This window comes from Streptomyces sp. 3214.6, from assembly GCF_900129855.1.
GTDB classification, from domain to species: Bacteria; Actinomycetota; Actinomycetes; order Streptomycetales; family Streptomycetaceae; genus Streptomyces; species Streptomyces soliscabiei.
In genome coordinates this window covers 2,322,891-2,344,697 of record NZ_LT670819.1, presented here as the reverse complement: position 1 = coordinate 2,344,697, position 21,807 = coordinate 2,322,891, and the positions used below count along the sequence as shown (strand labels likewise).

16 protein-coding genes are annotated in these 21,807 nt (G+C 72.6%); 12 read left to right on the top strand and 4 right to left on the bottom strand.

Annotated features, from left to right (window positions below):
* Positions 1 to 96 precede the first annotated feature (96 nt).
* From B5557_RS10485 to B5557_RS10460, 6 genes are all read left to right on the top strand, one after another.
* A complete protein-coding gene (locus B5557_RS10485; RefSeq protein ID WP_079658864.1) occupies positions 97 to 1,347 on the top strand; it encodes a damage-control phosphatase ARMT1 family protein in 1,251 nt (416 codons plus the stop codon).
* Between the two features lie 286 nt (positions 1,348 to 1,633).
* Positions 1,634 to 3,808 (top strand): germacradienol/geosmin synthase Cyc2, encoded by a 2,175-nt coding sequence (gene cyc2, locus B5557_RS10480; protein WP_079658863.1) that lies wholly within the window; start codon positions 1,634 to 1,636, stop codon positions 3,806 to 3,808.
* A 91-nt stretch (positions 3,809 to 3,899) separates the two neighbouring features.
* Positions 3,900 to 4,517 carry a PDZ domain-containing protein gene (locus B5557_RS10475; protein ID WP_079658862.1) on the top strand — a complete coding sequence of 206 codons (618 nt, stop codon included), beginning with the start codon at positions 3,900 to 3,902 and terminating at the stop codon, positions 4,515 to 4,517.
* 57 nt (positions 4,518 to 4,574) lie between these two features.
* A complete protein-coding gene (locus B5557_RS10470; RefSeq protein WP_079658861.1) occupies positions 4,575 to 5,204 on the top strand; it encodes a LysE family translocator in 630 nt (209 codons plus the stop codon).
* A gap of 156 nt (positions 5,205 to 5,360) precedes the next feature.
* Positions 5,361 to 6,488 (top strand): aminopeptidase P family protein, encoded by a 1,128-nt coding sequence (locus B5557_RS10465; protein WP_079658860.1) that lies wholly within the window; start codon positions 5,361 to 5,363, stop codon positions 6,486 to 6,488.
* A gap of 51 nt (positions 6,489 to 6,539) precedes the next feature.
* On the top strand, positions 6,540 to 7,523 hold the full coding sequence (locus B5557_RS10460; protein WP_079658859.1) for an aminoglycoside phosphotransferase family protein: 984 nt from the start codon (positions 6,540 to 6,542) through the stop codon (positions 7,521 to 7,523).
* A gap of 6 nt (positions 7,524 to 7,529) precedes the next feature.
* Here the strand turns inward: B5557_RS10460 and treZ are convergent, their stop codons facing one another.
* The gene (gene treZ / locus B5557_RS10455; RefSeq protein ID WP_079664698.1) at positions 7,530 to 9,275 is read right to left on the bottom strand and encodes a malto-oligosyltrehalose trehalohydrolase; all 1,746 of its coding nucleotides are present in this window, start codon (positions 9,273 to 9,275) and stop codon (positions 7,530 to 7,532) included.
* A 130-nt stretch (positions 9,276 to 9,405) separates the two neighbouring features.
* Here treZ and B5557_RS10450 point away from each other — a divergent pair, with 130 nt between their 5' ends.
* The 3 genes from B5557_RS10450 (at position 9,406) to B5557_RS10440 (ending at position 11,888) form a co-directional block, all read left to right on the top strand.
* Complete coding sequence (locus B5557_RS10450; RefSeq protein ID WP_079658858.1) at positions 9,406 to 9,957, top strand: DUF1707 and FHA domain-containing protein; 552 nt, start codon at positions 9,406 to 9,408, stop codon at positions 9,955 to 9,957.
* A gap of 141 nt (positions 9,958 to 10,098) precedes the next feature.
* Positions 10,099 to 11,427 carry a M14 family zinc carboxypeptidase gene (locus tag B5557_RS10445; RefSeq protein WP_443031343.1) on the top strand — a complete coding sequence of 443 codons (1,329 nt, stop codon included), beginning with the start codon at positions 10,099 to 10,101 and terminating at the stop codon, positions 11,425 to 11,427.
* Positions 11,424 to 11,888, top strand: coding sequence for an SSI family serine proteinase inhibitor (locus tag B5557_RS10440; RefSeq protein ID WP_079658856.1), 465 nt, complete (start codon positions 11,424 to 11,426; stop codon positions 11,886 to 11,888). Before B5557_RS10445 ends, B5557_RS10440 begins: the two co-directional genes overlap by 4 nt.
* Before the next feature lie 21 nt (positions 11,889 to 11,909).
* On the opposite strand, the gene B5557_RS10435 is transcribed toward B5557_RS10440, so the two are convergent.
* The 3 genes from B5557_RS10435 to glgX all read right to left on the bottom strand — a co-directional run bounded on the left by B5557_RS10435 (position 11,910) and on the right by glgX (position 17,948).
* A complete protein-coding gene (locus B5557_RS10435) occupies positions 11,910 to 13,160 on the bottom strand; it encodes a M14 family zinc carboxypeptidase (RefSeq protein WP_079658855.1) in 1,251 nt (416 codons plus the stop codon).
* A gap of 130 nt (positions 13,161 to 13,290) precedes the next feature.
* Positions 13,291 to 15,690 carry a malto-oligosyltrehalose synthase gene (treY, locus tag B5557_RS10430; RefSeq protein ID WP_079658854.1) on the bottom strand — a complete coding sequence of 800 codons (2,400 nt, stop codon included), beginning with the start codon at positions 15,688 to 15,690 and terminating at the stop codon, positions 13,291 to 13,293.
* 101 nt (positions 15,691 to 15,791) lie between these two features.
* On the bottom strand, positions 15,792 to 17,948 hold the full coding sequence (gene glgX / locus B5557_RS10425; protein ID WP_079664697.1) for a glycogen debranching protein GlgX: 2,157 nt from the start codon (positions 17,946 to 17,948) through the stop codon (positions 15,792 to 15,794).
* A 230-nt stretch (positions 17,949 to 18,178) separates the two neighbouring features.
* Here glgX and B5557_RS44470 point away from each other — a divergent pair, with 230 nt between their 5' ends.
* The 3 genes from B5557_RS44470 to B5557_RS10405 all read left to right on the top strand — a co-directional run bounded on the left by B5557_RS44470 (position 18,179) and on the right by B5557_RS10405 (position 21,766).
* Positions 18,179 to 19,000 (top strand): Tat pathway signal sequence domain protein, encoded by an 822-nt coding sequence (locus B5557_RS44470; protein ID WP_079658853.1) that lies wholly within the window; start codon positions 18,179 to 18,181, stop codon positions 18,998 to 19,000.
* 78 nt (positions 19,001 to 19,078) lie between these two features.
* Complete coding sequence (locus B5557_RS10410; protein WP_079658852.1) at positions 19,079 to 20,425, top strand: copper amine oxidase; 1,347 nt, start codon at positions 19,079 to 19,081, stop codon at positions 20,423 to 20,425.
* Positions 20,426 to 20,527: 102 nt separating this feature from the next.
* On the top strand, positions 20,528 to 21,766 hold the full coding sequence (locus tag B5557_RS10405) for an SAV2148 family HEPN domain-containing protein (protein WP_079658851.1): 1,239 nt from the start codon (positions 20,528 to 20,530) through the stop codon (positions 21,764 to 21,766).
* The last annotated feature ends 41 nt before the right edge of the window (positions 21,767 to 21,807 follow it).

Sequence of the window (21,807 nt, the reverse complement as noted above, 5' to 3'; positions counted from 1 at the left end):
GAGGGTTGCCCCCGGTGGCCGGTGGCCGGTGGCCGCGCAGTGCGTGCGGGTGCGCGTGCGGCCGTCGCCGGGCGGCCCCGCGATACGGTGATCGGCATGCCCGACATCCCCGCCCCGCCCGTGATCCTCGGCAACGAGCCCGCCTCGTTCCCCCACAGCGTCCTGGCCGAACGGCATCCGGCGATCATCCGGCAGGTGCGGGACGCGTTCCCCTACGGCCCTGAGGTCCACCAGGGTCTCGACGCGCTGCTGGCCAGCTGTACCAAGGGCGTGATCGAACCGCTCCCCGACGACGCGCACGACCGGGACCGGTGGCGGACCTGGGGTCTCGACGCGTACGTCGGCCGCTCCTGGTTCGATGTGCCCTGGCTGTGGTCGGAAAGCTACTTTTACCGTCAACTCCTCGGCGCAGTGGGCTATTTCGGACCGGGTCCCTGGCAGGGCATCGACCCCTTCCGTCCCTTCAAGCTCGCCGAGCTCGACGCGCCCGAGACCGGCGAGGAACTGGACGTGCTCGACACCCTCGAGGGCCGCCCGGTCGAGGAGCGGTCCCGGGCCCTCCTGCACGGCTCCCTCTGGGGCAACCGCGCCGACCTCGGCTTCCGGCTGTCCGACGCCGAGGCCGAGGAGCGGGAGGCCGTACCCGGACTCCTCGCCGACGACAGCGAGACACTGTGGTCCCTGCTGCCGGGAACGGAGTCGGAGCCGGCGGTGAACGTGGACGCGGAGTCGGGTACGGGTACCCGTACCCGTACCGACACCGCTACCCCTGTCCGCACCTTGTGCCTGGTCGCCGACAACGCGGGTCGTGAGCTGATCCCCGATCTCCTCCTGGCGGCGCACTTGCTCGCCCACCGGCGCTGCGACCGCGTGGTGCTGCACGTCAAGCCGTACCCGTACTACGTCTCCGACGCAACGACGGCCGATGTCGTCGACGCGCTGCGGAAGCTGACGGGCGCGCGGGGAGCGGCCGCCGACCACGGACGGCGTCTGTGGGCGGCCATGGCGGACGGCAGTCTGGCGGTCCGCGCCCATGCGTTCTCCGCGGCCCCGCTGCCGTACGCGGACATGCCGGACGACCTGCGGGCCGAGTTCGCGGCGGCCACCCTGACGATCGTGAAGGGCGACCTCAACTACCGCCGTCTGGTGGGCGACAGCCGCTGGGCCCCGACCACCTCTTTCGCCGACGTCACCGCCTATTTCCCCGGCCCGGTCGCGGCCTTGCGCACGCTGAAGTCCGAGGTGATCACAGGCCTGGACGCCGACACCGAGGCCGCCTTGGTCGCCGCCGAGGGGCAACGCTGGCGCACCGGCGGAACGCATGCGCTGATCCAGTTGCGCGAGTGAGGGGTGGGCCGCGCATACGGGGCGGCCCCCCCCGCATGGACCGGTGGGAATGACACCGCGCTGCATCAGGGCATGGTCGAACTCCTGGACGAACGTGACCGGATCGCCACCCGGAGCCTGCCCGACTTCCTGGCACAGCGCACCGGGATCGGGCAGGTGGTGCGGGGGACCCGCTGACGGGAGCGCCGGCTCTCGAACGGTCACTACTTCCCGCCCGATTCACGCGATGGTGTGATCATGTGCCTCTCGGAGGATGGCGGTTCGCACCCCCGGGTAGGGCCCGGCCATGACGCAACCGTTCGAACTCCCGCACTTCTACATGCCGCATCCCGCGCGCCTGAACCCGCACGTCGACCAGGCGCGCGCCCACTCGACGCAGTGGGCGCGCGACATGGGCATGCTGGAGGGGTCCGGTATCTGGGAGCAGGCCGACCTGGAGGCGCACGACTACGGCCTGCTCTGCGCCTACACCCACCCCGACTGTGACGGTCCCGCGCTGTCGTTGATCACCGACTGGTATGTGTGGGTGTTCTTCTTCGACGACCACTTCCTCGACATGTTCAAGCGCACTCCCGACCGCGCCGCCGGCAAGGCCCACCTGGACCGGCTGCCGCTGTTCATGCCGCTGGACCTGTCGACGCCCGTGCCCGAGCCGCGCAACCCGGTCGAGGCGGGACTGAAGGATCTGTGGGCGCGCACCGTGCCGGCCATGTCCGAGGACTGGCGCCGCCGGTTCGCCGTGGCGACGGAGCATCTGCTCAACGAGTCGATGTGGGAGCTGTCCAACATCGACGAGGGGCGGATCGCCAACCCTGTCGAGTACATCGAGATGCGCCGCAAGGTGGGCGGTGCTCCCTGGTCGGCGGGGCTCGTGGAGTACGCGGCCGCCGAAGTGCCCGGCGCCGTCGCCGGGTCGCGGCCGCTCAGGGTGCTGATGGAGACCTTCTCCGACGCCGTGCACCTGCGCAACGACCTGTTCTCCTACCAGCGCGAGGTCGAGGACGAGGGCGAGAACAGCAACGGGGTGCTCGTCCTGGAGAAGTTCTTCGGCTGCACCACCCAGGAGGCCGCCGACACCGTCAACGACATCCTCACCTCCCGCCTCCACCAGTTCGAGCACACCGCCTTCACCGAAGTGCCGGCGCTCGCCCTGGACAAGGGCCTCACGCCCGAGGAGGTCCTCGCGGTCGCCGCCTATGCCAAGGGATTGCAGGACTGGCAGTCGGGCGGTCATGAATGGCATCTGCGCTCCAGCCGCTACATGAACAAGGGCGCCAGGTCCGAGGCGCCCTGGCAGCGGCTGACCGGCCCCGGCACCTCCGCCGCCGACGTCGGCGCGTTGCTCGCCTCGGCCGCCGCCGAACGCCTGCGCGCGTACGCGCACGTGCCGTTCCAGAAGGTCGGCCCGTCCCTGCTGCCCGACTTCCACATGCCGTTCCAGGTCCAGCTCAGCCCGCATCTTCCGGCGTGCCGTCCGCGCCTGACCGCCTGGATGCACCGCATGGGCATGCTGCGGGAGGGTGTCTGGGACGAGGACAAACTCGTCGCCTACGACCTCCCCCTGTGCTCGGCCGGCCTCGACCCGGACGCCACCCCCGAAGCCCTCGACCTCAGCGCCCAGTGGCTCGCCTGGGGCACCTACGGCGACGACTACTACCCGCTGGTCTTCGGCGGCCGCCGCGACCTGGCCGCCGCCCGAATCACCACGGCCCGGCTGTCGGCCTGCATGCCAGTCGACGGCGCTCAGACGCCCCTCGTCCCCGCCAACGGCATGGAACGCGGCCTGATCGACCTGTGGGCGCGCACCACCGCCGACATGACCCCCGACCAGCGGCGCACCCTGCGCGACGCGGTCGACGTCATGACCGAGAGCTGGGTGTGGGAGCTGTCAAACCAGCTCCAGAACCGCGTCCCCGACCCCGTCGACTACCTGGAGATGCGCCGCGCCACCTTCGGCTCCGACCTCACCCTGAGCCTGTGCCGGATGGGCCAGAGCCCCGCAGTCCCGTCGGAGGTCTACCGCAGCGGCGTCGTGCGCGCGCTGGAGAACGCCGCCGCGGACTACGCATGCCTCACCAACGACGTCTTCTCGTACCAGAAGGAGATCGAGTACGAGGGCGAGATGCACAACGCGATCCTCGTCGTGCAGAACTTCTTCGGCTGCGACTACCCGACCGCGCTGGGCATCGTGCACGACCTGATGACGCAGCGCATGCAGCAGTTCGAGCACATCATCGCGCACGACCTGCCCGTCCTCTGCGACGACTTCGACCTCTCGTCCGAGGCCCGCGAGGCCATGGGGGAGTACGTCGCCGACCTGCGGAACTGGCTGTCGGGGATCCTGCACTGGCACCGCGAGGTCGACCGCTACAAGTCCGCGTACCTGGCCCGCCGCACGCACGGTTTCCTGCCGGACCTCGCGCCGGCCGCGCCACCCGCTGCACGCCTGTCGATCTCCTGACCCTGTTACGGCCGCGGCGCGGGTCAGTCTCACTCGTTCGTGGCTCGTGGTGCGCCGTTGCGCCGGGTAGAGCACCTGCCGGAGGCGATCCATGGAACAGACAGCGTTGCGTCCCAAGCCCATGCCGGGGCAGGAGCCGGGCGGCGGAGCCGGGCAGGACGACCGGGGCCGGCGTCCGCACGCCGCGCGCCGCCGCGGCCGACGGCTGACGACCCTGCTTCTCGGCCTGTCCGCCGGCACCGTCCTGGTCCTGTCCGGCATCGGACTCGGCACCGTGGGGGCGACCGTGATCGGCATGAGCAGACTGGCCGAACTGCAAGGGCAGGGCATGCCGGGCGCCGGGACCGCCCCGGGCCGCGGCGGCCCTCCCGTACCGTCCGGGGCGTCCGGGGCGTCGGGGGCTTCCGGGGCTGCCGAGTCGGCCACCGCCTCACCGCGCCCCGCCGAGGCCACGCTGGGGCTGGAGGTCGTGGACGCCGAGAAAGCGGGCGCCAAGGTCGTCGCCGTCCACATTCCCGGCCCCGGCTACACGGCGGGCCTGGTCCGCGGCGACGTCCTGCTGACCTTTGGCAGCACCAGGATCGACTCGGCGACCGACCTCGCCCGGGCGGTCGACGAAGCCCGGCCGGGCCGGGCGGTGAAACTGACCGTGCGCCACGCAAGCGGCGGCTACCAGCAGCTGACGGCGATCCCCGGCGTCGTCACCTGAGACGACCCGGAAGCAAACCACTGGCCCCCGCAGCCCCGGCACGCCACCATGAACGCCATGCTGACCTCACGCCTGGCGTTCCTGGGCGCCTGCACCCTGGTCGCCGCCTCGCCCGGACCCAGCACCGTGCTGATCGTCAAGCAGTCGCTGCGCAGCCGCCGCTCCGGCTTCCTGACCGTCCTCGGCAACGAGACCGGGGTGTTCGTCTGGGGCGTCGTCGCCGCGTTCGGCCTGAGCGCCCTGCTGACGGCCTCCCAGGTGGCGTACGACGTGCTGCGGGTCGTCGGCGCCGTCGTGCTCGTCTGGCTCGGCGGCCGAGCGCTGTGGCAGGCCCGCCGGACGGAGCAGGGCGGCGAGCGGGGCGACGGTGACTGGGAGGGCGTCGAACAGCGCGGCTGGGCCTCCTACCGGGGCGGACTGCTGCTGAACCTCGCCAACCCCAAGGCGGCCGTGTTCGCCCTGTCCTTCCTGCCGCAGTTCGTACCGAAAGACGCCCCGCATCTGCCGACCATGGTGGTACTCGCCGCGCTCTGGGCGCTCTACGAGGTCGGCTACTACGGCCTGTACGTGTGGTGCGTGGGCCGGCTGAAGACCGTCCTGTCCCGGGCCGGGGTGCGCCGTCGCCTGGAGCAGGTGTCCGGCGGTGTGCTGCTGCTCCTCGGCCTGCGCATGGCCCTGGACGCCTGATCCGGGCCGCCCACCCGTGCGAAACCCCCCGCAATCGGCTCGCGCGACCCCCGCCGTACGGGCAGGATGCTGCCCGTGGTCACCACACCGGTGTCACCACGTCCGTCACACCTCAGTCGCCACGTTTTTCACTACGTTCTTCATTGGGAGGCCCGGATGACCGGCACCGCCCCCGCGCCCTTCACCGCCGACGACTACCGGGCCCGCATGGAGCGGGCGGCGCGCGAGGCCGCCGACGCCGGACTCGCCGGACTGCTCGTGGCGCCCGGACCCGATCTCGTCTGGCTCACCGGGTATGCGCCCACCGCCGCCACCGAACGGCTCACCCTGCTCGTCCTGGCCGCCGGCCAAGACCCCGTCCTCGTCGTGCCGACCCTGGAGGCCCCCGACGCCGCGAAGGCGGTCGGCGCCCCGGCACTCACCCTGCGGGACTGGACCGACGGCAAGGACCCCTACGCCCTCACCTCGGGCCTCCTCGACACGGGCGGCCGGTTCGGGATCAGCGACAACGCCTGGGCGATGCACCTGCTGGGCCTGCAGAAGACCCTGCCCGCCACCTCCTACGCCTCCCTCACCGAGGCCCTGCCCATGCTTCGCGCCGTCAAGGACGCGGCCGAGCTGGAGCTCATGGCGGCCGCGGGAGCGGCCGCAGACGCAACGTACGAGGAGATCCGGAAGGTTCCCTTCGCTGGACGCCGGGAGACGGAGGTCGGCGCCGACCTCGCCGACCTGCTGCGCCGGTTCGGGCACTCCCAGGTCGACTTCACCATCGTCGCCTCCGGGCCCAACGGCGCCAACCCGCACCACGAGGTCGGCGACCGGGTCATCGAGCGCGGCGACATGGTCGTCCTCGACTTCGGCGGCCTCAAGGACGGTTACGGCTCCGACACCTCCCGCACCGTCCACGTCGGTGAGCCCACCGACGAGGAGCGCCGCGTCCACGACGTCGTGCGCGAGGCCCAGGAGGCGGGCTTTCGTGCGGTCCGGCCCGGCGTCGCCTGTCAGGAGGTCGACCGGGCCGCCCGCGCCGTCATCGCCGACGCCGGTTACGGCGCGTACTTCATCCACCGCACCGGGCACGGCATCGGCGTCACCACCCATGAGCCGCCCTACATGATCGAGGGCGAGGAGCGGCCCCTGGTGCCCGGCATGTGCTTCTCCGTGGAGCCCGGCGTGTACCTGCCGGGCCGGTTCGGGGTACGCATCGAGGACATCGTCACCGTCACCGAGGACGGCGGACGCCGTCTCAACAACACCACCCGTGAGCTGGTCATAGTGGACTGATCCACCCTTCAGGAGTCCCCGGCACCCACCCCGAACGGCAGCGGCGCGACCATGACCCAGGCACCGACACCCACCGCGGACACCGTCCGCCGACTGGTCCGCGCGCTCCTCGAGGAGGGCGGCGCCCGCGGCATCGGGCCGGAGGTACGGCCCGTCGCCGAGGGCGGCGCGCACACCACCTGGTGGGTCGGCTCCCGCCACGTGCTGCGCCTCGCCGCCGACCGCGAGGCGGCCCTGCGCCGCCGCCGTGAACTGCGACTGCGCGACCTCGTCCGCCCGCACATCCCGGTCGCCGTGCCGACCAGCGTCGCGCACGGTGAGTGGTCACCGGGGCTCGCCTACACCCTCGACACCAGGCTGCCCGGAAGCACGGCCGAGGAGCACGACGTGTCGGCCGTCGGCGAGGCCGACCTCGCCGGACTGCTCAGGGGACTGCGCGAGGTGCCGCCCCGGCAGGCCGAGACGCTCGGCGTGCCGCGGACCGCCCCACGCTCCCTGGAGGCGCTGCGCCGGATGGCCGTAACCGCCGCCGAACGCCTAGCCCGCGCCGACGAGTTCGACGCCGCCCGCCTCCACCAGCTCACCCCCGCCGGCGCGGCCCAACTCGCCGCGCAGCCCGCCACCGCCGTGCTCGTCCACCACGCCCTGCGGGGCGAACACCTCGTGGTGAGCGCCGACGGCCGGGTACGCGGCGTCCTCGACTGGACCGACGCGGTCATCGGGGACCCCGCCGAGGACATCGCCGGTCTGGCCCTCGCCGTCGGCTCCGGCGCCGCCGTCCGCGCCGCCACCCTCGCCGGATACGGCGCCCGCCCCTGCCTGCGCGGCCTGTGGCTCGCCCGCTGCGACACCGTCGTCCACCTCGCACAGCACCTCGACGCCCACGACACGGGCCCACGCGCCGTCGAGGCGCTCACCCTCCCGCGCACGCGGCTGCGGCGCGCCTGGGAGGCGATCCTGCTGGAACGGGTCACCGAGTTCCGCGAGGACGGGGAACGCGGCGAGGGCGGGGCGGACGAGGAGGGGTGGGAGTAGCGGCGCTCACTCCTGCTCCAGGACGACGCACGCCTCCCCGGGCACATGCAACAGGCCGTCAGCACCCGGGGCGGCCACCGGCTCCCATGCGGCGAGGACACGGGCGGGGCGCGGGCCCAGGGGGATCGCGGCCGGCGCTTTGCCGAGGTTGACGGCCACCCGGACGTCGCCGCGCCGGAAGGCCAGCCAGCGCGCCTGCGCGTCATGGGCGACCTTGGTGTCGGCCAGGTCGGGATCGGTGAGGTCGGGCTGCGCGTGCCGCAGCGCGATCAGCTCGCGGTACCAGGCCAGCACGCGCGCGTGCGGTTCGCGCCGCGGCTCGGACCAGTCCAGGCAGGAGCGCTCGCGCGTCGCCGGGTCCTGCGGGTCGGGCACGTCCTCCTCGGCCCAGCCGTGCGCCGCGAACTCCCGCCGCCTGCCCCGCCGTACGGCCTCGGCGAGCTCCGGGTCGGTGTGGTCGGTGAAGTACTGCCAGGGGGTGCCCGCCGCCCACTCCTCGCCCATGAACAGCATCGGCGTGAACGGGGCGGTCAGCGTCAGCGCGGCCGCGCACGCCAGCAGGCCCGGGGAGAGGGACGCCGAGAGGCGGTCGCCCTGGGCGCGGTTGCCGACCTGGTCGTGGGTCTGGGCGTACCCGAGGAGCCGGTGCGCGGGCACCCGGGAGCGGTCCAGCGGCCGGCCGTGCCGGCGGCCCCGGAAACCGGAGTACGTGCCGTCGTGGAAGTAGCCGCCGGTGAGGGTCTTGGCGAGCGCGGCGAACGGGTCGCGCGCGAAGTCGCCGTAGTAGCCCTGGGACTCGCCGGTGAGCGCGGTGTGCAGGGCGTGGTGGAAGTCGTCGTTCCACTGCGCGTGCAGGCCGACGCCGCCCTGCCGACGCGGCGTGATCAGCCGCGGGTCGTTGAGGTCGGACTCGGCGATCAGGAACAGCGGCCGGCCCGTCTCCGCCCGGAGGGCGTCAACGGCCGCGGCCAGCTCCTCCAGGAAGGGGTACGCGCGCGTGTCCGCGAGCGCGTGCACCGCGTCCAGGCGCAGCCCGTCGAGCCGGTAGTCGCGCAGCCAGGCCAGCGCGCTGCCCAGCAGATAGGCGCGCACCTCGTCCGAGCCGGGCGCGTCCAGGTTGACGGCCGTGCCCCACGGCGTGTGGTGCGTGTCGGTGAAGTAAGGGCCGAACTCGGGCAGATGGTTGCCGGACGGGCCCAGATGGTTGTGCACCACGTCCAGCACGACGCCCAGCCCGAGCTCGTGGGCCCGGTCGACGAACCGCTTCAGCGCCTCGGGACCGCCGTACGGCTCGTGCACCGCCCACGGCGACACCCCGTCGTACCCCCAGCCGTGTCGGCCGGGGAAGGAGCACAGGGGCATCAACTCGACGTGGGTGACGCCGAGTTCGGCGAGGTGCTCCAGGCGTTCGGCGGCCGCGTCCAGGGTGCCGGCGGGGGTGTACGTGCCCACGTGCAGCTCGTACAGGACCGCGCCCGGCAGCGGGCGCCCCGACCACGGCGTACGCCACGCGTAGCGGCCGTGGTCGACGACCGCGCTCAGCCCCTCGGGGCCGTCCGGCTGGCGGCGCGAGCGCGGGTCGGGGCGCACGGGGCCGTCGTCCACCGCGAAGCCGTATCGCGTGCCGTCCGCGGCCTGCGCCTCACCGGTCCACCATCCCGCCCGCCCCGGATCGCGCTCCAACGCGCGCGTGGCGCCGTCGCACCGGAGCGTCACACGGTCGGCCTGCGGTGCCCACACCTCGAACTGCACGGACGTCCCCTTCGTCTGCTCACCGTGATGTAGCGCCTCCATCGTCCTCCAACCGGGAGCCGTGCGCTCCGCGGACACCCTCTTTCCCGTTTTCTGGACACCCAGGGTTCACTGACCGACAATCACCAACGTGACGTCGTCTTTCGAGTTCAACACGTACCCCGCGCGGTTGTCGGACGCGGAGCGCGACCGGGCGCTGAAGGTGCTGCGTGACGGCGTCGCCCTGGGGCGTCTGTCGCACGACACGTTCATCCGGCGCATGGAGCTGGCCCTCGCCGCCCGCCGCTCGGACGAGCTCGCCGTCCTCACCGCCGATCTGCCCGCGGAGAGCCGCTTCTCCCGGGTGGTCTTCGGCGCCGTCGAGGCGGTCTCCGGCTTCACGGTCCGGCTGCGCCGGGCCTGGCAGGCCGAGCGGCTGCCCAAGCTGTTGCTGCCGCACCCGGGCACCGACCGCGCGCTGCGCATCGGCCGCGACCCGGCGAGCGGCCTCAGGCTGACCCACGACAGCGTCTCGCGGGTGCACGCCGAACTCTCCCGGCAGAGCGGCATGTGGGTGCTGCGCGACCTCGGCTCGACCAACGGCACGACCGTCAACGGCCGCCGCGTCATCGGCGCGGCCGTGGTCCGCGAGGGCGACCAGGTCGCCTTCGGGCGCATGGCGTTCCGTCTCTCGGTGAGTTGAACCCGCTCAAGTCCCCTCACCCGTCGCGGTGTTGACGTACCCCCGACCCATGACCCACTGTCGTACTCCAGACACGCCAGGTGAACCGACGGCACCGCCCTGTGGAGGTGTGCCCTGCCGCCCCTCCTCCGCTACCCGACCGTGGACGAACTCGCGGCCCGCGCGGCCGCGCTCACCGTCCGCAGCCCCGGGGACGTCCGGCTGCGCCGCGTCGGGGTCTCCCGCGCGGGCACGCCCCTGTGGCTGCTCTCTCTCGGCCGGGGCGCCCGCCAGGCGCTCGTCGTCGCCGGACCGCACGCCAACGAGCCGGTCGGCGGCGCCACCGTGCTGCGGCTGGCCGACCGCGTCCTCGCCGACCCGCGGCTCACCGTCGGCGCCGACGCCACCTGGAACCTGCTGCTCTGCCTCGACCCCGACGGTCTGCGCCGCAACGAGGGCTGGCTGACCGGCCCCTACAGCCTCGGCCGATACTTCCGGAACTTCTTCCGGCCCGGTTTCCTGGAACAGCCCGAGTGGCTGCCCGACGGCGCGGCCGCCGCCACACTGCCGGAGACCCGTGCGCTGCTCCGCCTCCAGGACGAGCTGAAACCTTTCTTCCAGTGCTCGCTGCACGGCGTCGACATCGGCGGCGCCTTTGTGGAACTCACCCGTGACCTGCCCTTACTCGCCCAGCGGGTCGCCCACGCCGCCGCCCGCCTCGGCATCCCCCGAGAACTCGGCCCCTACGACACCCTGTACTGGTCGCGGCTGGGTCCCGCCGTCTACCAAATCCCGCCGCCGCGCCCGCGCGATCTGGCCGCCGCCATCACCGAGGCCGCCGTCGAGTCGACCTGGTACCACCCGCACCGGCACGGCACGCTCACCGCGGTCGTCGAGGCCCCCATGTGGGGCGTCGCCGCCGTCGAGGACGGCTCGCCGCCCGCCGCCCGGGACGCGGTGCTGCGGGCCGTGAGCGGCGCCCTGCGCCACGACGTCCAGGTGCTGGAACGCATCCTCGCGCGCGTGCGGCCCCACCTCGCCGGCACCCCGGACACGGCGCGGCTGCTCGCCCCGGTGAACGACCACCTCCTGGTCTGCCCCGGCCTCGCGAACGCCTGGGACCCCGACACCGCCGACCCCGCTCGCCCGCTCCCGCCGCTCAGCACCGGCCATCTGACCGCGCTGCGCATCGCCGGCCGCCGGATCGCCGTGCGGACGGCGGGCCTGCTGCACCAGCTCGTCCGCGGCGCCGGCCGCGACCCCTCGGGCGTGCTGCCCGAGCTGGACCGGCTCATCGACGCCTGGTGCGCCGGCTACCAGGAGGACTGCGGGGCGCGCTGGATCCCCGTCGCCCGCCAGGCGGAGTACCAGGCGCGGGTCGTGCTCGCCGCGTTCGAGCTGGCCGGCCGGCGCGCCGCCGAACCCGCCCCTGGCCGTTCGGGTGAGTCGGACTGGGGTAGCCGTCCCGCCGTGCCGATGCACCGGGAATGACGCACTTCCTCAACGATCTCTGTCCAGCGAAAGCCGTCCGACGCGCCCTGCCGGCCGCGGCCGCCCTCCTCCTCGCCGTCGGCGCCGCCCCCGCCCTGGCGGCCTCCCGCGACGCCGCCGACTCCCTGCCGGGCAACTGGCTCGAGCTCACCGTCACCCGGGGCGACTCCCGCTCCAGCGACACCCGCGGCACCCTGCTGCTGTGCGACCCGCCGCAGGGCCACTCCCGCGCCGCCGAGGCCTGCGACGTCCTGGCCCGGGCCGGCGGGGACATGAACGCCGTCGCCGGGGACAGCAGCCGCGTCTGCACGCTCATGTACGCCCCGGTGACCGTCCGCGCGCAGGGGCGGTGGAACGGACGCCCGGTCGACTACCGGCACACCTTCGGCAACGACTGCGAACGGGAGGCCATGACGGGAGCGGTGTTCGCCCTGGACGACGACCAGACCCCCGAGGTCTGACCCGGACGGGCGCGGGCGGCCCTACGCCGCCCGCTCCCGGGCGTGCAGGGCCGCCGCGACGACCGTGCGGGACTGGTGCTCGACCTGGTGCTCCAACGGCACCCAGCGGGCCCGGAAGCGGTCGGCGAAGGCGTCGCTCCACAGCTGAACGAGCTGCTGCAGGCGCGGGGCCGCACAGTCGTCGCTCTCCTGCAACACCCGCCACAGCATCGCCGCCGCCCGCAACGGCAGCCGGCGGGCGAAGGCGTCGACGCTGCCGACGTACGCCATCGTCGTGGCCGCGGGCGGGGTGTCAGTCCAGTCCGCGGCCAGCCCCGGCACCAGCTCCAGCGACCATCTGGCCGCCCGCAGCAGAGGCCCGTCGACGCCCTCGAGCCGCGGCAGCGCCTCTACGAGGACCCGCTCGACCTCCGTCGTGTCCCGCAGCAGCCGCCGCGCCAACCGCCGGATCGCCGCGGCCGGGGCGGGATGCGGGGCGGGGTCGTCCACCATGTCGCTCGCCCACATCGGCACCTCCACCACCGCGGTCAGACCGCCGTAGCGGTGGGCGTGGTACCAGGTGCTGTGCCGTGCGTCGTCCGGCATGCTCGGGTACGCCGCGTCCGCCCCGGCGGCCGGCATCACATGCACCCCGGGCCCCGACGCCGGCCAGCCCGCCGCGTCGGAGGCGCCCGTCTCCACCGGGATGTGCAGTTGGGCCGCGGACTTGGCGAAGGGCTCGGCGAGTCCGGGGATGTCCTTCGTCAACTGCACCCAGCTGCCGCCCAGATCGGTGCCGTGCAGGGTCACCTGGAGATAGGGCCGCACCTCGTCGATGACCTGGGTCAACGCGCGCGTCTCGGGCGGCAGCCGGTCCGGCGGCAGCACGGCGGGGGACCACTCCGGCTGTTCCGGACCGGCGGGCCGGAAGAAGCCGAGGTGGTACTCCAGCAGACTGCGCGGCGCCGGGGTCACATGCAGACTCGCCCCGTCGGGGTCCGCGCAGAGCAGAAAGTGCCACGACGTCCCGTCCCGCAACTCCCGCTCGTACAGCACCCGTTCGGCGAGCGCCAGCAGCGTCGAACCCCCGGTCGGCTCGTTGGCGTGGGCGCCCGCCACGACGAGCACGGCCCGCCGGGCATGTCCCACGGACAACAGGTGCAGTGGCCGGCCCGCCCGGGAGACCCCCACCTGCCGCAGCGCGCACATACCGGGCTGGTGTGTGGCCAACATCCGGGCAAAAGTGGTCAGTTCGGTCACCGTGGGGTAGCGCAGCTCCGGCAGGAGACTCACCCCCGTATTCGTCCGCCCGGCCTTCGCATCCGCAGTACCCCACGGTCTCTGTGAACTGTCAAGGACGCCCGGGGGGAGCCTTCGGGAGCCTTCGGGAGGCTCCGGGGGGCGCTCGGATGCGCGTACCCGCTCAGTCCGCCCGCTCCAGCAGCGCCACCGGCAGCCGCTCGAAGAGGTCCGCCACGCGCGCGTGCCCCGTGAACGCGCGGGCGGGCTCCCGTTCCTCGGCCAGGACGTCGACCCATCGCCCCGGCGGCAGCGTCAGCCGGGTCTCGCGCCAGCCCCCCGTCCCCGCCAGCCGCAGCGACAGCCGCGTCACGGCCGTGACGACCCGGCCGGAGCGCGCGAACGCCAGACAGTGCTCCGCGGCCGCTCCCTCGGCCGGCAGCGGCTCGTAGGTCGCCCTCTCCCCGAAGGCGTCCGGCCGCCGTCGGCGCAGCCGCAGCGCGGCCGCCGTGACCGCGTCCTTGACGCCGGGATCCGCCGGAGGGAACCGCACCGGGCGCCGGTTGTCCGGGTCCACCAGCGCCCGGTACTCGCTCTCCGTGCCCTGGTAGAGGTCCGGCACCCCCGGCATCGTCAGATGCACCAGCGCCGTGCCGAGCACGTTCGCCCGGACGTACGGCTCCAGGGCGGCGCGCAGCGCGGCCACCCCCTCGCCCGGCGCCCCGCACGGCCCCGCCGCCACGAACGCGGCCACCGCCTCCTCGTACGGCGGCTCCTGCTCCGTCCAGCTCGTGTACAGCCCCGCCTCGCGCACATGCTTCAGCAGTGCCTCCTGGACGCGCTCCGGGGCCGCCGGGCCGAGCCCGAAGACCGTCTGCCAGGCCGCCCACGCCAGCTGCGCGTCCGCCATGGCGTCCGCCGGGCCGTCCGCCGCGCCGTCCGTCGCGTCCTCCCGCGTGCGCATGGCCTGCTCCAGGACGTCCGCCCAGCGCTGCGGGCACTCGGTGAGCACGGCGAGCGCGGCGCGCACGTCGGCGCTGCGCTTGGTGTCGTGCGTCGACACGACCGTCCCGGTGGCCGGCCAGTCGCGCTGCACGCGCGCGCAGTACGTGTGGAAGCCGGCCGGGGACACACCCGGGGCACCCGGGTCGCCGCCCACCTCGTTCGCCGACAGCAGCGGCACATACCGGTAGAACGCCGTGTCCTCCACCGACTTGGCCCGCAGCGCGGACGACGTCTGCGCGAACCGCGCCCGGAACTCCGCCCCCGACGGCCCCTCCCCGCCCAGCACCAGGCCCCGCACCACGTCGACAGCGCCCGCCTCCTGCGGCACCACGAACGCCTGCCGGGCCGCTTCGGCGGCCTCCTCGGTGACGACAGCCGCCGGGTCGCCCGAGGCGTACGGCCGGTACACCTCCAGACGGACGAGCAGTTCCTCCAGGGCCGTGCGCAGGGCCCAGGGCGCCCGGTCCCGCAGCGCGGGGTCGGCCGACGTGGCGCACACCCGGGACGCCGCCCGGGTCAGCCGCTCCGTCTCGGCCGCCAACTCGTGGCCGAGCACCCCGTACGCCGCCCGCCGCACCGTCGCCGCCCAGTCGCCGCCCCGGTCCGTCTGCGGGGCCGCGAAGCGCCGGTAGTGGCCCAGGAGCTCCCCGGCGCCCGCGGGGTCGGTGAAGAGGCCGTCGACGCGGCGCAGGGCGTCGTAGCCGGTGGTGCCGGCGACCGGCCAGGAGTCCGGCAGCCGCTCCCCGTCGGCCAGGATCTTCTCGACGACCGTCCAGCGGCCGCGGCTCGCCCCGTGCAGCCGCTCCAGGTAGCCGTCGGGGTCGGCGAGGCCGTCGGGGTGGTCGACGCGCAGCCCGTCCACCACGCCCTCGTGCAGCAGCCGCAGGATCGTGCCGTGGGTGGCCTCGAACACCTCCGGATCCTCCACCCGCACCCCGATGAGCTCCGAGATGCTGAAGAAGCGCCGGTAGTTCAGTTCGGTGCGGGCCAGCCGCCACCACGCCGGCCGGTACCACTGGGCGTCCAGCAGCCGCGGCAGCGGCAGGTCCGCGGTGCCCTCGCGCAGCGGGAAGACGTGGTCGTGGTAGCGCAGGACGTCGCCGTCCACCCGCAGGTGCGCCAGCTCCGCCCCCACCGGACCGCCCAGCACCGGCAGCAGCACCTGGCCGCCCTGCGCCTCCCAGTCGATGTCGAACCAGCGCGCGTACGGCGAGCCCGGCCCCTCGCGCAGCACCTCCCACAGGGCGCGGTTGTGGCGCGGGGCCATCGCCATGTGGTTGGGCACGATGTCCACCACCAGGCCGAGCCCGTGCTCGCGCGCGGTGCGCGCCAGCTCCCGCAGCCCCTCCTCGCCGCCCAGTTCCGTACGCACGCGCGTGGGGTCGACGACGTCGTAGCCGTGCGGGGATCCGGGCACGGCCTCCAGGACGGGGGACAGATGCAGATGTGAGACGCCGAGCGAGGCCAGGTACGGCACGGCCGCCGCGGCGGCCCGGAACGGGAACGCGGGCTGCAGCTGCAGCCGGTAGGTCGCCGTGGGCGGCACGGGAACAGGGGCGGCACGTCGCTCAGGGGTCATGACCACCTACGTACCCGCCCCGCCGCGTTTCCTGTCACACCCCCTCCGGGCGAGTCGGGTCACCCCTCTTCAGATCCCTCCTCAGAGCCCTTCAGAGCCCCTCACAGGGGCCGGGTGGGCCGTTGCAGCACCGTCATGCTGCGGTCGACCAGTGTCAGCCGTGCCCCGGCCTGCACCTTCGTGCCCGCACCCTGCGCCACCGCCTCCGGGTTCGCCGTGTCCACGACGACCTGCCACTGACGGCCGTGGTCGACCGGAACCACGAACTCCAGTGGTTTGGCCGAGGCGTTGAACATCAGCAGGAAGGAGTCGTCGGTGATCCGTTCGCCGCGCGCGCCCGGCTCGGAGATCGCGTTGCCGTTGAGGAACACCGACAGAGCGGACGCCTGCGCCCGGTCCCAGTCCCGCGGTGTCATCTCCGTCCCCTCGGGCGTGAACCAGGCGATGTCCGACAGCTCGTCGTGGGTGCCCTCCACGGGCCGGCCGTGGAAGAAGCGGCGCCGCCGGAAGACGGGGTGCTCCTTGCGCAGCCACACCAACGCGCGCGTGAACTCCAGCAGGTCCGCTCCGGTTCCCCCTGCTCCGGCTTCCCCCGCTCCGCCTTCGTCGGCCTCGGGCCACTCGACCCAGGACAGCTCGCTGTCCTGGCAGTAGGCGTTGTTGTTGCCCTTCTGGGTGCGGCCGAACTCATCCCCATGGCTGATCATGGGCACGCCCTGGGACAGCATCAGCGTGGCGACGAAATTGCGCATCTGCCGCGCCCGCAGCCGCAGCACCTCCGGGTCGTCGCTCTCGCCCTCCGCGCCGCAGTTCCACGACCGGTTGTGGCTCTCGCCGTCCCGGTTGTCCTCCCCGTTGGCCTGGTTGTGCTTGGTGTCGTAGGAGACCAGGTCGTGCAGGGTGAACCCGTCGTGGCAGGTCACGAAGTTGATGGAGGCCAGCGGCCGGCGGCCGTCGTCCTGGTAGAGGTCGGAGGAGCCGGTCAGCCGGGAGGCGAACTCGCCGACCGCGCGCGACTCCCCCCGCCACACATCCCGCACGGTGTCGCGGTACTTGCCGTTCCACTCGGTCCACAGCGGCGGGAAGTTCCCGACCTGGTAGCCGCCCTCGCCGACGTCCCAGGGCTCCGCGATCAGCTTCACCTGGGACACCACCGGGTCCTGCTGGACCAGGTCGAAGAACGACGACAGCCGGTCCACCTCGTGGAACTGACGGGCCAGCGTCGCCGCGAGGTCGAACCGGAACCCGTCGACATGCATCTCCAGGACCCAGTACCGCAACGAGTCCATGATCATCTGTAGGACGTGCGGGGATCGCATGAGCAGGGAGTTGCCGGTGCCCGTGGTGTCCATGTAGTAGCGGGGGTCGTCCGTCAGCCGGTAGTACGACTGGTTGTCGATCCCTCGGAAGGACAGCGTCGGGCCCAGGTGGTTGCCCTCTGCGGTGTGGTTGTAGACCACGTCGAGGATGACCTCGATGCCCGCCTCGTGCAGCGCCCGCACCGCCGACTTGAACTCCAGCACCTGCTGACCGCGGTCGCCCCAGGAGGCGTAGGCGTTGTGCGGGGCGAAGAAGCCGATCGTGTTGTAGCCCCAGTAGTTGTTCAGGCCCATGTCGACCAGCCGGTGGTCGTTGACGAACTGGTGCACCGGCATCAGCTCCAGGGCTGTCACCCCGAGCTCCGTCAGATGCTCGATGAGCGCCGGGTGCGCCAGGGCCGCGTAGGTGCCGCGCAGCTCCTCCGGCAGCCCCGGGTGGCGCATCGTCAGGCCCTTCACATGGGCCTCGTAGATCACCGTGTGGTGGTATTCGGTGCGTGGCCTGCGATCATCGCCCCAGTCGAAGTAGGGGTTGACCACGACCGACGTCATCGTGTGCGGCGCCGAGTCGAGGTCGTTGCGCCGCTCGGGGGCGTCGAAGTGGTAGCCGTACACCTCCTCGCCCCACCGGACCGCACCGCTGATCGCCTTCGCGTACGGGTCGAGGAGCAGCTTCGCCGAGTTGCAGCGCAGCCCGCGCGCGGGATCGTACGGGCCGTGCATCCGGAAGCCGTAGCGCTGCCCCGGCATGATGCCCGGCACGTACGCGTGCCGCACGAACGCGTCGCTCTCCCGCAGTTCCACCGCCGTCTCCGAGCCGTCGTCGTGCAGCAGACACAGCTCTACTCGGTCCGCGGCCTCCGTGAAGACCGCGAAGTTCGTGCCGGCGCCGTCGTACGTGGCACCGAGGGGATACGCCTCTCCAGGCCAGACCTGCATGGACACGACTCTTCCAGGTGTGCCGCCCCGTCGGGGGCGCCTTGGCGTCGAGTCTCCCGGAAAGTGAGGGAACCACCAGTGACTTACGTCCCTCTTACCATGCGACCAGCGCATACGACGACATCTGCAGTGGTACCTCGCGGTACCTCGCAGTACCTCGCAGTTCGTCGTATGCCGAACCAGTGGGGGAAGACACGTACTCCCGTCAACAGGGGGAGCAGGGGGAGATTGTGCGCACGACAGTGCGCCGCCACCTGGGCAAGGTGGTGGCAGGTACGGCCATCGCGGTGGCCGCGACGGCCGTGATGGTGGGGATCACGCTGCCGGGGACGGCGGGGGCGGACGACACGTCAGGCGGCAAGGCCGGCCGGAGCACCGGGCAGGCGGCCGGGCAGCAACAGGGTGACGCCGCGGCGGCCGTGCAGCCCGGCGTCGTCGAGGACGCGCCGGCCGAGGGCGCGAAGGGCCAGGGCCGCGACCCGCTGACCGACGACGAGATCAAGCGCGTCGAGAAGATCGCGCTCAACCGGCAGATGCTCACCGCCGGGAAGGACGTGGACGGCGACCGCGGTCCGCAGCGCCTCGGCGTGGACCTCGCCGAGCCCGAGGCCGACGAGGTGGACGACCCCGACGCGCCCCGCCGCGCGGAGGTGTCGTTCTACGACTACGGGACCGACTCGCTCGTCACCAAGACCGTCAACCTCGACACCGGAAAGGTCGAGGCCACCGGCACCGAGCACGGCGTCCAGCCGCCGCTCAGCGCCGCCGAGCAGACCGAGGCGGCCAGGCTGCTGATCGCCGACCCGCTGGGCGCGGGCCTCAAGGCCGACTTCAAGGACGCCACCGGCAAGCAGCTCACCTCCCCGGACCAGCTGCAGCTCGCCGCCATGGTGTACCGGGCGGTGCCGGGCGCCGAGCCCGCCGTCCTCGACAAGTGCGGCGAGCACCGCTGCGTACGGCTGCTGCCGAAGGCCAAGAACGGTCCATGGATCGACGCCCGGTCCCTGGTCATCGACCTCAGCGCCCGCAAGGTCGCCCGGCTCGCCGGCTGAACCGTCTCGCACGTCCTCCCCTCAGTCCGTTTTTCCAACTTGCCTCCCGTAGAGGGACGCAAAGGGAGTCATGTCGTCATGCGCGTTCCGTATCTGAAAAGCGACGTCCGGCCGCGGGGAATGAGCCGCGCCCGCAAAGGGGCGGTCCTCGGGGTCTCCGTGGCCGCGCTGGCCGCCGGTGTGACCGCGGGCGCCGGTCCGGCCGTCGCCCGGCCCAAGGCGGCCCCCGCGCCGGCCGCCGACTGCAGCGCTGCCTACCGCATCGAACAGAAGCTCTCCACGGGCACGACCTGGCGCATGTGCTGGCGCTTCGAGGCCAAGTCCGGTCTCGTCCTGGAGAAGGTCTCCTACCAGCCGCCCGGCGAGACCAAGCCGATCAGAGTCCTCAACAGCGCCAAGCTCGCCCAGATCCATGTGCCGTACGACGACGGCAAGAACGAGTACAACGACATCACCGACTACAACTTCGGCTCGGGCCTGGTCAACCTGGCGCCCGCCGAGTGCCCCGGCGGCACCATCAAGTCGGTGAAGGTCCCCGACCCGTTCACGTCCGAGAACCCCAACGTCAAGGGCCTGTGCACCACGACCCGCGCGCGGGGTCACGCCTACCGCATGCAGGCCGACGGCAACAAGGTCTTCCAGACCCAGGGCAAGGACCTGCTGATCTACACCGTCAACAAGGTCGGCTGGTACGAGTACATCACCGAGTGGCGCTTCTCCGACGACGGCGCGATCAACATGAACGTCGGCGCCACCGGCAGCCTCTCGCCCTTCGACTACGACGCCGGCGACGGCCGCGGCTGGCCCATAGGCAAGGGCGCCAAGTCCTACGCCACCAGCCACAGCCACAACGTCTTCTGGCGGCTCGACTTCGGCCTCGACGGCTCCTCGAACACCAAGGTGGAGCAGTACGACTCGGTGGTCAGCCCGCCCGCCGGCGGAGAGCAGGGCCCGACCGCCAAGACCACCCGCACGCCCGTCACCAAGGAACTCGCGGGCGACGCCAAGAACATGCGCTGGTGGCGGGTGGTCAGCGCCACCGGCAAGAACAAGGACGGCCACGCGCGCTCCTACGAGTTCGTCCCCGGCGCCACCACGAAGTACGGCGGGCGCCCCTTCACCCAGCACGACATCTACTTCACGCAGTACAACAAGTGCGAGCAGTACGCCAGCAACAACGTGCGCAGCTGCGGCAGTCCGCTGCACGGCACATCCGTCGACAAGTGGGTGAACGGGCAGACCCTCACCCACCCCGTGGCCTGGGTGAACGTGGGCTTCCACCACATCGCCCGGGACGAGGACCAGCAGCCCATGCCGGTCCACTGGCAGGGCTTCTCCCTCGTCCCCCGGGACGTCACCGCTATGAATCCGCTCACTCCGCCCGCCCTCGCGGGGGAGAACGGACAGACGAACAGCGGTAGTTGAGAAACGACCTGCCCATCCGGCTGCACCGCCCGCCGCTCCCGGAGTACCCTTCCTTGATCGTTGGGACGGGGAGTGCTCGGGGGAGCGGAAGGCGGTGCTTGGGTGGGCTCGGGAGGGCTGGAGCTGCCCCCTGGTGACGAGGGTCACGAGGGGGGCTCCGCAGACGTCCCGCCCGGCACGGTGTCCCTGGCCCGGCCGATGGAGACGAACGCCATCGGACCGGAGCTGGACTGGGACGCCGACGCCTGGCGGGAGGTACGCACCCGCGCCCAGCGGGCCGGCCGGGCCTACATCTGGCTGAACCTCGTGGAACAGCGGCTGCGCGCCGTGGTGGCCGCCGTGCTGCGGCCCATCTATGAGCCCGTCCACGGCGACGAGTGGGTGGTCGCCGCGGCCGGACCCGCCGGACAGGAGTGGGTGCAGCGGGCGGTCGCCGTCCGCGAGGTCAGCCGCCGCAAGGGCTATCTGCTCGACCCGGCCGACGACAACGTGATCTCCTTCCTCACACTGCCGCAGCTGCGCGAGTTGATGGTGCAGCACTGGCCCTGCTTCGAGCCATACTTCGACGACCGCCGCGACGTCGAACTCGCCCTGGACGAGCTGGAGGTGACCCGCAACGTCGTCTCCCGCAACCGGGCCCTGTCCGAGGCCGTCCTGAACCAGGCCGAACGGGCCTCCGCACGCCTGCTGGAGATGCTCGGCACCGGCGGCGACGTCCCCTCGGCGCGCCGGCTGCCCGTCGACGCCGTCGAGGACCTCGTCGGCGACCGGTACGCGGACGTGGTCGCCGTCCACACCGACCGGGTGCGGCTGCTGCGCCAGTTTCCCGCCGAGGACATCTTCGACGGCGCCCGCCGCCTCGACGCCATCGGCATCGGCCTCAATCTGCTCGTGCAGAACTTCTCCGGCCGACGGCTGGTCCGCCTCGCCGAGGCCGGGGCCCGTGTCCGGCTGCTGTTCCTCAACCCCGCCTCCAGCGCCGTCAAGCGCCGTGAGCGTGAACTCGGCATGAAGCGGGGCGAGTTGAGCCGGGCGGTGGAGATGAACATCCTGCACATGCGCCGGGTGCGCGCCCGGCTGCGCGATCCCGGCGCCTTCCAGATCCAGGTCTACGACGAGACGCCCCGCTTCACCGCCTACCTCGTCGACGGTGACGGCACCGACGGCATCGCGGTGATCCAGTCCTATCTGCGGCGCATGCGCGGCATGGAGGCGCCGGTGCTGGTGCTGCGAGGAGGCAACCGGGTGGTCAAGTCGGGCGAGGTGGACGAAAGCGGTCTTTTCCCGGCCTATCGCGAGGAGTTCGAGCTGGCCTGGGCGGATTCACGACCCGTGTCCTGAATGATCCCTTTGCGCCCGCCGGTAAGCGGAACGCGGTCCTC

Bases quoted from the DNA above. Each gene is read 5' to 3' on its own strand.
- treY (WP_079658854.1), bottom strand. From the start codon at position 15,690: ATGACCCCTGAGCGACGTGCCGCCCCTGTTCCCGTGCCGCCCACGGCG.
- B5557_RS10440 (WP_079658856.1), top strand. From the start codon at position 11,424: ATGACGCACTTCCTCAACGATCTCTGTCCAGCGAAAGCCGTCCGACGC.
- B5557_RS10475 (WP_079658862.1), top strand. From the start codon at position 3,900: ATGGAACAGACAGCGTTGCGTCCCAAGCCCATGCCGGGGCAGGAGCCG.
- B5557_RS10485 (WP_079658864.1), top strand. From the start codon at position 97: ATGCCCGACATCCCCGCCCCGCCCGTGATCCTCGGCAACGAGCCCGCC.
- B5557_RS10470 (WP_079658861.1), top strand. From the start codon at position 4,575: ATGCTGACCTCACGCCTGGCGTTCCTGGGCGCCTGCACCCTGGTCGCC.
- B5557_RS10410 (WP_079658852.1), top strand. From the start codon at position 19,079: ATGCGCGTTCCGTATCTGAAAAGCGACGTCCGGCCGCGGGGAATGAGC.
- B5557_RS10465 (WP_079658860.1), top strand. From the start codon at position 5,361: ATGACCGGCACCGCCCCCGCGCCCTTCACCGCCGACGACTACCGGGCC.
- glgX (WP_079664697.1), bottom strand. From the start codon at position 17,948: ATGCAGGTCTGGCCTGGAGAGGCGTATCCCCTCGGTGCCACGTACGAC.
- cyc2 (WP_079658863.1), top strand. From the start codon at position 1,634: ATGACGCAACCGTTCGAACTCCCGCACTTCTACATGCCGCATCCCGCG.
- B5557_RS10460 (WP_079658859.1), top strand. From the start codon at position 6,540: ATGACCCAGGCACCGACACCCACCGCGGACACCGTCCGCCGACTGGTC.